The sequence below is a fragment of the Aeromonas enteropelogenes genome (assembly GCF_000819845.1).
GTDB lineage: Bacteria > Pseudomonadota > Gammaproteobacteria > Enterobacterales > Aeromonadaceae > Aeromonas > Aeromonas enteropelogenes.
Genome location: NZ_CDCG01000006.1, coordinates 20,536 through 33,894, shown reverse-complemented (window position 1 = coordinate 33,894; position 13,359 = coordinate 20,536). Strand labels below are relative to the sequence as shown.

Sequence of the window (13,359 nt, the reverse complement as noted above, 5' to 3'; positions counted from 1 at the left end):
CTCCTCATGAGGGGGCCGGGATCTTGTTAATCCCTCATTTGAAGAAAAAATAACCACTCCTGCCCCTTGAAATAGTCCGTACGGGCCTCATCTTTCATCTCAGAAAGTTATGTTGTTTGCCGCGCACGCGGCGTCTGTTTGAAGGGGGAGTGCAATGCGCCTCGATCGCCTGACCAGCAAATTCCAGATTGCTATTTCCGATGCCCAGTCTCTGGCACTGGGTCGTGACCACCAATTTATCGAACCCGTCCATCTGATGTCTGCCCTGGTCAACCAGGATGGCGGTTCCATTCGTCCGCTGCTGACCCTGACAGGGATGGATATCAATGCCCTGCGCTCGCGCCTGGGTGAAGAGCTCGATCGCCTGCCCCGCGTCAGCGGTGTGGAAGGGGATGTCCAGCTCTCCAATGGCCTCGGCCGGCTGCTCAACGTTTGTGACAAGCTGGCCCAGCAGCGCAAGGATCAGTTCATCTCGTCCGAACTCTTTGTGCTGGCGGCCCTCGACGAGAAGGGGACGCTGGGCGAACTGCTGCGCGCCCAGGGGCTGACCAAGGAGAAACTGGAAGCCGCCATCGACAAGGTGCGTGGTGGCAAGAAGGTAGATGATGCCAACGCCGAGGAGAACCGCCAGGCGCTGGAGAAGTACACCATCGATCTCACCGAGCGAGCTGAGATCGGCAAGCTCGACCCGGTGATCGGCCGCGATGACGAAATTCGCCGCACCATCCAGGTGCTGCAGCGCCGCACCAAGAACAACCCCGTGCTGATCGGCGCCCCCGGCGTCGGCAAGACCGCCATCGTCGAGGGGCTGGCCCAGCGCATCGTCAACGGTGAGGTGCCGGAAGGGCTCAAGAACAAACGGGTGTTGTCGCTCGACATGGGAGCCCTGGTGGCCGGTGCCAAGTACCGCGGCGAGTTCGAGGAGCGGCTCAAGGCTGTGCTGAGCGATCTGGCCAAGGAGGAGGGCAACGTCATCCTCTTTATCGACGAGCTGCATACCATGGTCGGCGCCGGCAAGGGCGAAGGAGCCATGGACGCGGGCAACATGCTGAAACCTGCGCTGGCCCGTGGCGAGCTGCACTGCGTCGGGGCCACCACCCTGGATGAATATCGCCAGTTCATCGAGAAGGATGCCGCGCTGGAGCGCCGCTTCCAGAAGGTGCTGGTGGAGGAGCCGAGCGTGGAGGACACCATCGCTATCCTGCGCGGCCTGAAAGAGCGTTACGAGCTGCACCACCATGTGCAGATCACCGACCCTGCCATCGTGGCGGCGGCCCAGCTGTCCCACCGCTACATCGCGGATCGCCAGCTGCCGGACAAGGCCATTGACCTCATTGACGAAGCGGCTGCCAGCATCCGGCTGCAGATCGACTCCAAGCCCGAGTCTCTTGATCGTCTCGAGCGGCGCATCATCCAGCTGAAACTCGAACAGCAGGCGCTGATGAAGGAGGACGACGACGCCAGCCGCAAGCGTCTGGAGCTCATCAACCAGGAGATCGGTGAAAAGGATCGAGAATACAACGAGCTGGAAGAGGTGTGGAAGGCCGAGAAGGCGGCCCTCGCCGGCACCCAGCACATCAAGGCGGCGCTGGAGCAGGCCCGTCAGGATCTGGAAGTGGCACGCCGCGCCGGGGATCTGGGCCGCATGTCCGAGCTGCAGTACGGCCGAATTCCCGAGCTGGAGAAGCAACTGGATCTCGCCACCCAGGCGGAGATGCAGGAGACCAGCCTGCTGCGCAACCGGGTCACCGATGTGGAGATTGCAGACGTGCTGGCGCGCTGGACCGGGATTCCGGTCGCTCGCATGCTGGAAGGGGAGCGAGAGAAACTGCTGCGGATGGAAGATCAGCTGCACAGCCGGGTGATCGGTCAGGAAGAGGCGGTCGACGCCGTCTCCAACGCCATCCGCCGCTCCCGCGCAGGCCTCTCGGACCCGAACCGTCCTATCGGCTCCTTCTTGTTCCTTGGCCCCACCGGGGTGGGCAAGACCGAGCTGTGCAAGGCGCTAGCCGAGTTCCTGTTCGACACCCAAGACGCCATGGTGCGCATCGACATGTCGGAGTTTATGGAGAAACACAGCGTGGCCCGTCTGGTGGGGGCGCCTCCCGGATACGTGGGCTATGAGGAGGGGGGCTATCTCACCGAGGCGGTGCGCCGTCGCCCCTATTCGGTGATCCTGCTGGATGAGGTGGAGAAGGCTCACCCGGACGTGTTCAATATCCTGCTGCAGGTGCTGGATGACGGCCGCCTGACCGACGGTCAGGGACGTACCGTGGACTTCCGCAATACCGTGGTGATCATGACCTCCAACCTGGGGTCGGATCTTATCCAGGAGCACCATAGCGAGAAGGACTACGACGAGATGAAGGGCATGCTGATGGAGGTGCTGACCCGCAGCTTCCGTCCCGAGTTCATCAACCGGATCGACGAGACCGTGGTGTTCCACCCCCTCGGCGAGGAGCACATCAAGTCCATCGCTCGCATCCAGCTCAAGAGCCTGATGGGCCGCCTGGAGGCCCAGGGTTACGAGGTGGAGGTGACCGAGGAGCTGCTGACCAAGCTGGTTCACGCCGGGTTCGACCCCGTCTACGGGGCGCGTCCCCTCAAGCGGGCGATCCAGCACAAGGTGGAGAACCCGCTGGCCCAGGCGCTGCTCTCCGGCCGCATCGTCCCGGGCAAGAAACTGGTGCTTGGGGCCGATAGCAACGGCTTGACCATGCGCCAGTAACCTCCCCTTTGTCCGTGTTTACAACGCCAGCCCTCGGGCTGGCGTTGTCATATCCATGAAATGGAAATAAAAAAACGGCAATCCGAGGATTGCCGGGAGGAATGTATTCAATGCGACCTGACGTGGGTTGAGCGGATCGCAGGGGCTAGCCCGGTTTCGCGGAGGACCATCGAGGATGGTCGCCCTGCTTACAGCCTGTCCGGACTGCGCTCACTCAGTCCGCACCGCCACACTTTTGCTGCGTCCGGTTCACTCGGCCGGACGCACTCCATTTGTTACAGCATGCCCTGAACGGCTGCCTTCATCTCGGCCGGCCAGACACCAACTTGCACCTGACCGATATGTTCCTTTTGCAGCAACAACATGGCCAGACGGGATTGGCCGATACCGCCGCCGATAGTCTGCGGCATGCGCTCTGCCAGCAGCTCCTGATGCCAGTCATACTGCAGGCGATCCTCGTCGCCTGTGATGGCGAGCTGACGGCGCAGCGCCTCGGCGTCTACCCGGATCCCCATGGAGGAGATCTCGAAGCTGTCTTGCAGCACTGGGTTCCACACCAGGATGTCGCCGTTCAGACCCGCCAGGCCCAGTTCGCTGTGGCTGCTCCAGTCGTCGTAGTCCGGGGCACGTACGTCGTGGCGCTCACCGTGGGAGAGGGCGCCGCCGATGCCGATCAGGAACACGGCACCCAGTTCCTTGGCGATGGCGCGCTCGCGTCCCTTGGCGTCGAGATCCGGGTAACGAGTCAGCAACTCTTCGCTGTGGAGGAACTGAATTTCGCTCGGCAGGAAGGGGGTCAGTTCGTGCTCGGCACAGACGGCGCGCTCGGTAGCCTTGATGGCGGCCCAGATGCCGCGCACGGTTTCCTGCAGATAGGCCAGATCGCGGCGCTCGCTCGGCATCACCTTCTCCCAGTCCCACTGATCCACATAGACGGAGTGGATGGGGCTGAGTCTGTCTTCGTCCGGGCGCAGGGCCTTCATGTGGGTGTAGATCCCTTCGCCGGGCGCGAAACCGAAGCGGCCCAGGGTCTGGCGCTTCCATTTGGCCAGGGAGTGCACCACCTCGTAGCTGTGCTCCGGCAGAGTCTTCACCTTGACCTGCACTGCATTCTCGCTGCCGGACAGGTTGTCCTGGGTACCGTCACCGACCCGGCTCAGGATGGGGGCTTGCACCTCCATCAGACCCAGCTGTTGGGCGAGTTGGCGAGAGAACATCTCCTTGACGAAGCTGATCTGCTGTTGGCTGCGAATGTAGTGCTGTTTCATGCTGAATACCTGTCTTGAACCCGTTGGATGTGAGGATTCTTCAACAGATCGCCAACTAAATTCAATATTCGATAATATAAATAGGCTTTGTGTATTTTTTTCTTCAAAATGCATGTGCAATTAATGATGAATCATCAAAGGGAGTGCAAAAAAGTGCCGGAAAATTATCGGATCGATAATCTCGATCAGGCCATCCTCACCGCCCTGATGGACAATGCGCGGATCCCCTATGCCGAGTTGGCCAAGCAGCTGGCGGTCAGCCCGGGGACCATTCACGTGCGAGTGGAGAAGATGAAGCAGGCGGGGATCATCGAGGGCACCCGGGTGCAGGTGAACCCCAAGAAGCTCGGCTATGACGTCTGTTGCTTTATCGGGATCAACCTCAAGAGCGCCAAGGATTACCCGTCGGCCCTGGCCAAGCTGCAGGCGCTGGACGAGGTGGTGGAGGCCTACTACACCACGGGCCACTACAGCATCTTCATGAAGGTGATGACTCGCTCCATCGACGAGCTGCAGATCGTGCTGATCAACAAGATCCAGACCATTGACGAGATCCAGTCCACAGAAACGCTCATTTCGCTGCAAAACCCCATTCTGCGGGACGTGAAGCCTTGAGTCGGGTTGCATGAGAGGGGCGTAGAGATCCCTCTCCCGCGTGAGACGCTGCTTTCGCTGTAGAGCCCGATCCTGCGGGATGTGAAGTCCTGATGAAGCTGGTTGGCCGGGATCAGGGCTCGATATAGGGGATACCGTACTTGTTGTAGAGGGCCTTGAGGCGGCCATCCCGCTTCATGTGCAGCAGTTCGTTATCATAGGCTGCCATCTGGGCAGGGGTCTGTGCGTCGGCGCGGGCACGGGCCCAGGTGTTGAAGTAGGGGCTGCTCTTGAGGGGCCTTGGCAGGTAATCCACCAGATCGCCGAGTTTCTCCTCATGGATCTGGGCGAAGGCGGTGACCAGCGGCATGGGGACGACATCGATGCGATTGGCGATCAGCTTGCGCAGCTGCAACTGGTTCATGGTGACTTCCTGGAAGTGATAGGCTGGGTCTGCCATGGCTGCAGCCAGTTCGGGGGTATAGGAGAAGTCTTTGGTGACGCCGATGCGCCAGGGTTTGAGGTCGGCCAGGGTTTCATAACGGATCGTCAGCAGATCGCTCTTGCGCACAAAAAAGTGCCAGCTGTGGCGCAGGTGCGCCTGCTGCGGATAGAGCAGATAGCTCTCGCGTTCAGGCTTGTAGGAGTGGGTCATCACCACATCGCAGACACCGCTCTCGGCATTGCGGGTGAGACGGGCACCTGAGTCGGTCAGTTCTATCTTGATGGGGAGCCCAAGCTTGCCAAAGATGGCGGTCACTATGTCGATATCGAGCCCCTGCGGCTGCCCGGCGGCATTCATGAACTTGAGCGGGGCTTCCAGAGTGCCGCAGATCACCAGCTCTCTGGCGTTGAGCCAGAGCGGGAAGAGTAGCCACAGCAGGGGGATCACGCGCACACTATGCCTCCTGACCCCTCAGGAAGATGATGTTGGGGGCCTGCTCCCAGTATATTGGTTTATAAGGTGTAAAGAGGTGATCCCGCATGGCAAACCCTGAAATCGAAAGCCCGCTCGATGGTGTCGACAAGCTGACGGTGCTGCTCTACCGCATCGGCCTGAGTGGTGCAGCCTTGCTACTGCTCGGGCGCGGGGCATCGCTGCTGAGCGGTATCGAGCCGATTGCGCCAGCCAGCTGGTTGAGCCTGCTGGCACTGGCCAGTGCGCTGTGCAGTTTCTCCATCCATCTCTATGACAAGCGTATCCGTCTGATGCTGCAAGGGTTTGGCTGGGGAGCGCTGGCGTTCGCCGCGCTGGGGGCGCCGGATGCTCTGGTGCTGGGAGCGGCACTGGCCACCCTCTCAGGTTTGGCATTCAAGGAGCAGTTCTGCTTCGCCATCCCGGGGATCAGGTTGGTGCCCGTGTTGCTACCGCTGTTATGGTTGCTGGAGTGGGGTCGGCTGGAGTGGGCCGCTGCCCTGGCAGCGCTGGTCAGCGGGGCCTTGTTAACCCTGCTGGCGCTGGCCAAGTGGCGAATGCCCCTGCACTTCGACATCGGTGACAAGGGGCGTTACCAGATTTAGAAGAGATGGTTGGCGCAGCCACTGGAGTTGCGCCAACTTGCCGGCTGTCTTTAGGTCTGCTGACAGACTTTGAGCTGCTGGTTGAGGGCCTGCATGACCTGGCGACGGCTGATGATGCCGATCACCTTGCCCTGCTGCAGCACGGGGTAGATCTTGGGTTTGGCTCCGGTCATCTGGCGTGCCAGCTCCAGTATGCTCTCGTCTGGGCCCACCGAGAGCGGTGTCCGGTTCATCATGTCTTCGACCCGAGTGCGGGTATCGCAGTGGTAGCTGCCGGTGAGCAGGCTGGGAATGCAGTCCTGCTCTGACAGAAAGCCGATCAGCTGCTTCTCGTCGTCCAGCACCGGCAGGCCGCTCAGGCCCGAGTGATGCAGGCGATCGAGCGCTTCGGCCAGGCTCAGTCCGGCGGTGAGCGAATGAGTCAGGCGGCTCATATGATGGTGAACTTTCAGCATGGTGGTGGCTCCCTTGGTGTGCATGGGGGCTACTATGGCGGAGCCGTGGGGCGATGCGCCAATGGCTTGTACCGCAGGGATTGATAGGCGGCGGAAATGGCTGCTGAAGCGGTGGGATTGCCGGGGCATTCATGGAAGAGGAGATCTTATGAGGGCATTGGTAACGGGCTGTGGTCGGCGACTCGGCTTCTATCTGTGCGAACAACTGGTGGCGGCGGGATGGCGGGTGACCGGCAGTTATCGCAGCGAGCGGCCCGAACTGGCGCGGCTGCGCGAACTCGGGGTCGAACTGGTGCAGGCGGACTTTGGCTGTGAGGAGGAGGTCAGCCGACTGATTGAGGTGCTGGCCACCCACCGCGATCTGGGGCTGGTGATCCACAACGCCTCGGCCTTCGAGCCCCAGGCGGCAGATCCTGCCGCACAGCTGGCCCAGTTCGAACAGTACTACCGGGTGCACATGGCGGCCCCCTTCCTGCTCAACCGGGCACTGGCCCCCCAGCTGGCGCGCAACGACAACGCCAGCATCATCCACATCACGGATATCTACATCCACGCCCCGCCCCCGCATTTTGCCAGTTATGTGGCCACCAAGGCGGGAGCCCATTCGCTTGCCATGAGTTTTGCCCGCGAGCTGGCGCCGGCCGTACGGGTCAATACCATAGAGCCCGGCCCCATCCTGTTTCTCGATGAGCATGACGATGCCTGGCGTCAGCAGGTGCTGGCCAGGACGCCGCTGGCCCGTGAAGGGGGGCTTGAGCCCATCTGGCAGGCGGTGCAACTACTGATGCAGAACAGTTACATGACGGGGGCTAGCATCAAGGTGGATGGGGGCCGTGCCTTGGCCACCCTGTGAGGCCAGCTGCAGGGTGACTGGGTGCAGGCCAATCTGCTGATTATGGCCGTGGCCCGCAGCCAGCGGGCTGCATAAGGAGAGCGCCACCTTGGCGGCGTGTACCTCTCCGGCGCCATACCATTCGGCCAGCAGGGGGGCCAGGTAGCTATCGACCCTGGCCGTCGCAAAATCAGCGATCGGGCTGCTGGCCAGGATATCGATATCGAGCGGCCGGTCGTGCACCTTGCACAGGGGGTCATTGCGATCCCGTCCGTGGGCGACTTCAAGGGTGACAAACCACTGCTTGAGTACTGTGGTTTCCAGCCGGCTTTCAATGACAAACAGGCAGTTGAGAAAATCGTGGCGGGAGTGCATGCCCACCGGTTTGGTCCGGATCACCGAGCTTAGCTGTAGCCAGCCAAACTGGGTGATCAGCTCGTCCAGCGCCTGGCCGACATGGCGGTGGGGCTCGAGATTGGATCCTATGCTGCACAGATAGAACATGCTCACCTTCCCTGGGTTGGGCTCATCTGAAATGTATACGCAGTTCACGGTTATCATATTAACTATGACGTAACATGGATTTATCTATTGTGATCCGGCACTGATTGGCAGAAGGAGACTTGCATGAGTGTGGAACTGAAATGGGCACTGCTGACGGCTGCAGGCGCGCTGGCGATGATCCTGGTTATCTGTGTGGCCTCCGTCGGTCTGGCGTGAATCACGCTTTCGTTCGTAGCATCAACCGGCCTTTGGGCCGGTTTTGTTTTTTGGGCTGTGCGGCTATGCTGGCGCACCGGTGAAAATGAAGAGAAGAGATGATGGCCAAGGTTCGCCCGCGTTCCCTGCTGCAGGTGGTGTTGATGGGATTTGTGCTGGTACTGATGCCGCTTGGCGGCATGATCTGGCATAACAGCAATGCCCTTTCCCACCTCAGCAAGCTGACCAGCGACGAGATGGAGCGGGCAGTCAAGGATACCCGCCGTGCCACCTTGCTGACGGCGCAGGCCATCGATATCGAGCGAACCCTGCGTCGTTATGTGGTGCTGGGGGATATCAGGAGCCTGGCCAGCTACCGCCAGCAGCTGTCGAGTTACCGCGAGCTGCTGGCGGAGCATCGCCACTCCATCGCCGACAGCGATGTTTACGGCGGGCTTGAACAGGCGATCGAGTGGCTCGGTAGCCTGCAGGATATGACTCAGGCCAGGGCGGCGGTGGAGAACGACAAGCTCGTCCATTTCAATCAGCTCGGCCAGCAGCTCGAACAGGTTACCCGCAGCCGGGTTGATGAGCGGATGGATCGGGTCCGCCTTACCATCGCCGGGCTGACCCGCGAGATCTGGTGGGTGAGTGGTGTGGTGGCCGTGCTCAGCCTGCTGCTGGTGCTGATCTTCACCTACCTTATTATTCACCCGGTGCGACAGATTGAGTCGCGCATTCTGAGCCTGGGGGCCGGCGTCGAACCGGATGCGGAGCCGGTGGATGGGCCGGCCGAACTGGTCTTGTTGGGAGAGCGGATCGTCTGGTTGCACGGCAAGCTCAAGGAGTTGGAACAGCAGAAGTACCAGTTCCTGCGTCATGTCTCCCACGAGCTCAAGACGCCGTTGGCGGTGCTGCGGGAAGGATCGGATCTGCTCTGTGAACAGGTGGTTGGGCCGCTCACGCCGGATCAGCTGGAGATCTGCCAGATGCTGGACGAGAACAGCCGCCGCCTGCAGACCCTGATCGAGCGGCTGCTCGACTTCAACCGCCTCAGCCAGCAGGAGGAGTTCGAGCTGGAGCCGGTGCCGCTCAACCCTATTCTCGACAAGCTGGTCGCCGAATACCGGCTGGCATTGGAGTCCAAGCAGATCCGTGTACACTTGCCGACCGAGCCGGTGAGCCTGCTGGCCGAGCCCTATCGGCTGCAGTTGATCCTCGATAATCTGTTTTCCAATGCCGTCAGTTATGGTGCCAGTGGCGGCAATATCTGGATCCGCGCCGGCGAGGAGGCGCAGGGACACTGGCTGGTGGTCGCCAATGAGGGACCCGAGATCCCCGAGGCCGATCAGCAACGGATTTTTGAACCCTTCGAGCAGGGCAGCACGGTACGGCAAGGCATTCTGAAAGGCTCTGGCATGGGCCTCTCCATTGCCCGCGAGTCTGCCAACAGCTTGGGAGGGACATTGGTTCTGGTGAAAGATGAACAGGCGGATGTCTGTTTCAGGTTGACGTTGAAATGAGGACTATGAAGATACAACGCGTATTGCCAGCCCTGATCGCAGGGTTGATAGCGGGTTGCTCCTTGCTGCCACAACATGAACAGCGGGAGTCCTCCGATATCGCTTTTGCCAAGCGGATGGAGTTTGCCAACAAGGAGATGCAGGTGCGCCTGCAATACTCCGACTGGTTGCTGGCCAGCCATCCCCAGCAACGGGTCCAGGAGCGTCAGCGGCTCAAGGGGGCCGATGATCTGGAGAGCCGGGTCAGTCTGGCCATGGTGGACTCCCACCCGGCCGAGTCGGTGGCCAATCGCCGCGCCGGTCTGGCCAGACTCAAGCAGATGCTGCCCGAACTCGGTCTTGATACCCAGGCGTTTCTGCGCAGCTGGATTGCCCTCGGCGAGGCGGTACTGGAACGGGATAGCCGGCGTGACGACCAGAGCCAGGAGATCCAGCGGCTGCGCCGCCAGATAGAGCAGCTTTCCGCCATCGACGACCAGCTCAACCAGCGCAAGCTCAACGAACATCGCGAGGTCCTGCCATGAGCCGGATCCTGCTGGTGGATGACGACGTCAGCCTGCTCAAGCTGATGAGTATGCGCCTGCGCAGTCAGGGTTATGAGGTGGATACCGCCGACAGCGCGGAAGGGGCTCTCGACCGGTTGCGCCAGCAACGGGCTGACCTGGTGCTGAGCGATCTGCGGATGGCGGGCATGGACGGTCTGGCCCTGTTCGAGCGGATCCAGACCCAGTGGCTGGGGCTGCCAGTCATCATCATGACTGCCCATGGCACCATCCCGGATGCAATCCAGGCGACCCGCTCCGGGGTGTTCAGTTTTCTCACCAAGCCCGTCGACAAGGACGAGCTGTTTGCCACCATAGAGCATGCTCTGAGTCTGACTCGTCCCAAGCAGCAACAGGAGTGGCAATCGCTGATCCTGACCCGTAATCCCCAGCTGGAACAGGTGCTGATCCAGGCTCACAGCATGGCGACCATGGAGGTGCCTGTGCTGATCATGGGGCCGTCCGGTTCAGGCAAGGGGGTGATGGCCCAGGCGCTGCACCAGGCGAGCCATCGCAGCGACAAGCCGCTCTATACCATCAACTGCGCCGCCATTCCCTGGGCTTCGCTGGATCTGCAACTGTTCGGTGAAGACGGCCACTCCGGCCTGTTCGAGCAGGCCAGGGGGGCGACCCTGTTTCTCGACGAGATCGGCGGCTTGTCGGAGTCGCTGCAGGCCAAGTTGCTGCAGGTGATGGAAGAGTACGGTCAGGGCACTCCCGAGGTGCGGGTGCTCAGCTCCAGCCATCAGGATCTGGTGAAGGCGATGGAGGAGGGGCGGTTTCGCGAGGATCTCTTCTATCGTCTCAACGTGGCCAACATCACGCTGCCGTCGCTCAGCGCCCGCAGTGAGGACATTCCCCTGCTGGCTCGCCAGGCGCTCGATGAGTATCGCAGCCGCCACGAAGAGTGCGCCGTCATGGGCTTTTCGCCGGAGGCGCTGGCCATGCTGGCCGCTGCCGCCTGGCCCGGCAACGTGCGCCAGCTCTGCAACGTGGTGGAACAACTCGCCAGCCTCTGCTGCAGCCCGGTGATCGGCGCCGCCATGGTGGAGTCGGCCCTGAGTAGCGGTGGGGGCGGCATTCCCTCGTTCAACGAGGCGCGTGCCGAGTTCGAGAAGGAGTATCTGATCCGCTTGCTGCGCACCACCGAGGGTAACGTGACCCTGGCGGCCAACATGGCGGGCCGAAATCGAACCGACTTCTACAAGTTATTGAACCGCCACGGTATCGAGGCGGCCAACTTCAAGTCGAAGGGGTGACGGGGAAGAGACGGGAAAGCGGGCCTGGCAGCAGGCCCGTTTGTTTATCCGGAAAGCCGGCCCGGATCGGGGGAAGGGCTCAGGCCGGATCGGCCACGCCGGCGTCGGTCTGGGTCTTGCGGGAGAGCCAGAGACCGCTCGCCTTCATCAGATAGCCGAACAGGGCACCGATCACCAGGGAGGGCAGCACCAGCCGCCACTCACCTGCCGCGCCGAAGGTGGCACAGCAACCGGCAAAGGTGCCGGGAATATAGCCGAGCCACTGTTGCCTGGCCTGCACGCACATCAGGGTGGCCACCACGCCGGTCATCACATACCCGCCACGCCGGCGCCCCACCAGGCTTCGCCATTGAGCAGCAAGAGCGCCCACAGCATGCCGCTGGCATTGCACAGCAGGGTCTGCAGCAGCGCCTTGTAGCCGCCGCTGGAGGCAAAGTAGCTGGTGCAGCCGAGGAAACCGACCCAGGAAAGCAGGCCAAACGCGACGGCAATCCAGCCCCAGAGGGCGGAGAGAATACCTGTGGTGATGGCGATGGCGATCAGTGGGCTCATGGCGCGATCCTGCTGTGGATTTCGAAGAAAAAGCAGCCTACGCCTGACTGGCGGGGCGGCAAGCGGGGGGCGAATTGTGTGTGATCTGCATCACTCTTTGCAACTCGGGAATACGCTTGCGCTCGCGAAAAAAATTCACTGGCGACCGGTCTGGCCCTGTTCCATAGTTAGGGGCCCTGTCCTGCTCATGGAGTGAGTCTGATGGTGCCAAATGTGCTCGTGCCCCTGCTGGTGTGCGTACTTCTGTTTCTGGTCGGAACCATGGCCAAGGCGCTGCCCCTGCACCCCCTCATGTAAATTTGTGTGAAATAAAAATCTGCCGGGGCGGGTCTTATCTGTATCGCCTCTATTCGCCCCGGGAGTTTTTCATGCTGATCAAACGCTCTTCTTCACATCACCTTACCGAACGGGATGTTACCCCGGAAGCCGTCTATCAGGATCGCCGCCTGATCCTCAAGGGATTGGGCTTGGGGGCCGCGACCCTGGCATTTCCGACCCGGGCGGGTGTGCTCGATCTGTTTGGTGCCGACAAGGCATCCCCTGAGCCTGCAACCAAGGCGCTCAACAGCCCGCAGGCCGCGAGACCGGCTGGAATGGTGCTGACGCCGGAAGAGAAAGCCATCAGTTACAACAACTTCTACGAGCTGGGAACCGACAAGGGAGATCCGGCCCGCAATGGCCACAGCCTCAAACCCGAGCCCTGGACTCTGAAGGTGGAGGGGGAGGTGGCCAAGCCCTTCACCCTGGATGTGTGGGATCTCATCAACAATACCGAGCTGGAGGAGCGTATTTACCGGCTGCGCTGTGTCGAGGCCTGGTCCATGGTGCTGCCCTGGAACGGCATCTCGCTGGCGGATCTCATCCGCCGGGCCGAGCCCACCAGCCGCGCCAAATTTGTGGCGTTCGAGACCCTGTTTGACCCGAAACAGTTGCCGGGCCAGGCCTCCCGCAGCCTGGGGGGCGGCATCGATTATCCCTATGTGGAGGGGCTGCGCATCGACGAGGCGATGCACCCGCTCTCCTTCCTGGCGATGGGGCTCTATGGCAAGACGCTGCCGGCCCAGAATGGAGCACCGATCCGGCTGGTGGTGCCCTGGAAGTACGGTTTCAAGAGCATCAAGAGCATCGTCTCCATCCGGTTGGTGGAGGAGATGCCTCCCACCACCTGGAACCTGCTGGCCCCCAACGAATATGGCTTCTACGCCAACGTCAATCCACAGGTGGATCACCCGCGCTGGAGCCAGGCCAGCGAGCGCTTCATCGGCGAAGGGGGGCTGTTTGGTGCCAAGCGCCAGCCAACCCTGATGTTCAACGGCTATGCCGACGAGGTGGCCTCGCTCTATCAGGGCATGGATCTGCGCAAGTGGTATTGAGACAAGTTGGAGC

13 protein-coding genes and 1 pseudogene are annotated in these 13,359 nt (G+C 61.4%); 9 read left to right on the top strand and 5 right to left on the bottom strand.

The window, feature by feature from the left end; translation table 11 throughout:
* Positions 1-154: 154 nt before the first annotated feature.
* Positions 155-2,728, top strand: a complete 2,574-nt coding sequence (clpB, locus tag BN1123_RS02680; protein ID WP_042025211.1) for an ATP-dependent chaperone ClpB — start codon at positions 155-157, stop codon at positions 2,726-2,728.
* 275 nt (positions 2,729-3,003) lie between these two features.
* Here the strand turns inward: clpB and asnA are convergent, their stop codons facing one another.
* The gene (gene asnA, locus BN1123_RS02675) at positions 3,004-3,996 is read right to left on the bottom strand and encodes an aspartate--ammonia ligase (protein ID WP_042025210.1); all 993 of its coding nucleotides are present in this window, start codon (positions 3,994-3,996) and stop codon (positions 3,004-3,006) included.
* A gap of 153 nt (positions 3,997-4,149) precedes the next feature.
* Here asnA and asnC point away from each other — a divergent pair, with 153 nt between their 5' ends.
* A complete protein-coding gene (asnC, locus tag BN1123_RS02670; protein ID WP_042025306.1) occupies positions 4,150-4,611 on the top strand; it encodes a transcriptional regulator AsnC in 462 nt (153 codons plus the stop codon).
* Positions 4,612-4,723: 112 nt separating this feature from the next.
* On the opposite strand, the gene BN1123_RS02665 is transcribed toward asnC, so the two are convergent.
* Positions 4,724-5,488, bottom strand: coding sequence for a substrate-binding periplasmic protein (locus BN1123_RS02665; protein ID WP_042025208.1), 765 nt, complete (start codon positions 5,486-5,488; stop codon positions 4,724-4,726).
* A gap of 86 nt (positions 5,489-5,574) precedes the next feature.
* Here BN1123_RS02665 and BN1123_RS02660 point away from each other — a divergent pair, with 86 nt between their 5' ends.
* Entirely contained in the window at positions 5,575-6,111 is a 537-nt protein-coding gene (locus BN1123_RS02660; RefSeq protein WP_026457418.1) for a DUF2301 domain-containing membrane protein, read from the top strand.
* Positions 6,112-6,161: 50 nt separating this feature from the next.
* Here BN1123_RS02660 and BN1123_RS02655 read toward each other — a convergent pair whose 3' ends face one another.
* Positions 6,162-6,566 (bottom strand): CBS domain-containing protein, encoded by a 405-nt coding sequence (locus tag BN1123_RS02655; protein WP_042025304.1) that lies wholly within the window; start codon positions 6,564-6,566, stop codon positions 6,162-6,164.
* Between the two features lie 148 nt (positions 6,567-6,714).
* Here BN1123_RS02655 and BN1123_RS02650 point away from each other — a divergent pair, with 148 nt between their 5' ends.
* A complete protein-coding gene (locus BN1123_RS02650) occupies positions 6,715-7,419 on the top strand; it encodes an SDR family oxidoreductase (protein WP_042025207.1) in 705 nt (234 codons plus the stop codon).
* On the opposite strand, the gene BN1123_RS02645 is transcribed toward BN1123_RS02650, so the two are convergent.
* Positions 7,345-7,902: a 2-amino-4-hydroxy-6-hydroxymethyldihydropteridine diphosphokinase gene (locus BN1123_RS02645; RefSeq protein ID WP_042025206.1), complete on the bottom strand. Its 558-nt coding sequence runs from the start codon at positions 7,900-7,902 to the stop codon at positions 7,345-7,347. The two genes, BN1123_RS02650 and BN1123_RS02645, sit on opposite strands and share 75 nt — an antisense overlap.
* Before the next feature lie 123 nt (positions 7,903-8,025).
* On the opposite strand from BN1123_RS02645, the gene cydH reads away from it, so the two are divergent.
* The 4 genes from cydH to BN1123_RS02630 all read left to right on the top strand — a co-directional run bounded on the left by cydH (position 8,026) and on the right by BN1123_RS02630 (position 11,421).
* The gene (gene cydH, locus BN1123_RS21230) at positions 8,026-8,118 is read left to right on the top strand and encodes a cytochrome bd-I oxidase subunit CydH (protein WP_124239460.1); all 93 of its coding nucleotides are present in this window, start codon (positions 8,026-8,028) and stop codon (positions 8,116-8,118) included.
* 101 nt (positions 8,119-8,219) lie between these two features.
* Positions 8,220-9,620, top strand: coding sequence for an ATP-binding protein (locus BN1123_RS02640; protein WP_042025302.1), 1,401 nt, complete (start codon positions 8,220-8,222; stop codon positions 9,618-9,620).
* A gap of 5 nt (positions 9,621-9,625) precedes the next feature.
* Positions 9,626-10,144, top strand: a complete 519-nt coding sequence (locus BN1123_RS02635) for a hypothetical protein (protein WP_026456990.1) — start codon at positions 9,626-9,628, stop codon at positions 10,142-10,144.
* Positions 10,141-11,421, top strand: a complete 1,281-nt coding sequence (locus tag BN1123_RS02630) for a sigma 54-interacting transcriptional regulator (RefSeq protein WP_026456989.1) — start codon at positions 10,141-10,143, stop codon at positions 11,419-11,421. The genes BN1123_RS02635 and BN1123_RS02630 overlap by 4 nt, the downstream gene beginning before the upstream one ends.
* A gap of 79 nt (positions 11,422-11,500) precedes the next feature.
* On the opposite strand, the pseudogene BN1123_RS02625 reads toward BN1123_RS02630, so the two are convergent.
* Positions 11,501-11,973 (bottom strand): annotated as a pseudogene (locus tag BN1123_RS02625) (DUF1097 domain-containing protein).
* A gap of 368 nt (positions 11,974-12,341) precedes the next feature.
* Between BN1123_RS02625 and msrP the strand changes: the two are divergent.
* Positions 12,342-13,346, top strand: a complete 1,005-nt coding sequence (gene msrP / locus BN1123_RS02620; protein WP_042025205.1) for a protein-methionine-sulfoxide reductase catalytic subunit MsrP — start codon at positions 12,342-12,344, stop codon at positions 13,344-13,346.
* The last annotated feature ends 13 nt before the right edge of the window (positions 13,347-13,359 follow it).